Raw genomic sequence first — 805 nt, forward strand, 5'->3', positions numbered from 1 at the left:
TCAGCAGCGCAACCGTTTCGGTCCAGGACCTGGGTGCGCCGCCGTTCCTGATGTACTCCCACTCGGCCTACCCGCCCTTCAACGAGCTGCTGACCGGCATGCTCCGCTCGGCACGGGTTGCCCCGGAATATGTGCAATGGCTGGGTTCGTCACTGACCATACTGGCGCTGGTCAATGCGGGGATGGGGCTGGCACTGGTCCCGCGCTGTGCAACCAGCGTGGTCTTCAAGAACGTCGTGTTTCGGGATATTGATCTGGGGGAAGGCGTGCAGAGCGAACTGCATCTGATCTGGACCGAAAACAACGACAATCCGGCGTTTGCGATGCTGCTGGAAGGGATCAGAACAGCCGTGCGCGAAGGATGGGGCGCCAGCAACCATTAGGGTTTACGTATCGGGCGCAGGATTATAGGATACCCCCGCTACTTTTCCTGCTAGTTGCCTAAGGATATTACCCTCGTTACATGGCTATTGATTCTAGATAGCTATGATCTGTCTGCGTGGGCGCCTTACAGGAAACATAAAGAAACAATTAAATGCGAGACCGCTTTTTGCGCCTGCGTCCAAGCGAATAATGAGTACATGACGATGAGCAATTCTGATTCTGTATCTGATAAAACACCTACCTTCAGCATTGCCATAGTCAATTACAAGACGCTCGAAATCACCAAGATATGCCTGGATCTATTGCAACAGCATCTAGGCAACACCCCGCACCAGGTCTGGGTGGTGGACAACGATTCCGCCGATGACAGCACCGAATACCTGCGCACACTGGACTGGATCAACCTGATCGAGCGCAAGAG

General features: G+C 54.2%; 2 protein-coding genes. Both read left to right on the forward strand.

Annotated features, from left to right (window positions below; all coding sequences use genetic code 11):
- The coding region (locus NRB16_RS28790; protein ID WP_257107552.1) for a LysR substrate-binding domain-containing protein at positions 1–383 on the forward strand (383 nt) is incomplete at its 5' end.
- 204 nt (positions 384–587) lie between these two features.
- The coding region (locus tag NRB16_RS28795) for a glycosyltransferase family 2 protein (protein WP_373568521.1) at positions 588–805 on the forward strand (218 nt) is incomplete at its 3' end.

Origin of the sequence: Pseudomonas sp. LJDD11 (assembly GCF_024584215.1) — a bacterium.
In the GTDB taxonomy this organism is placed as follows: Bacteria; Pseudomonadota; Gammaproteobacteria; order Pseudomonadales; family Pseudomonadaceae; genus Aquipseudomonas.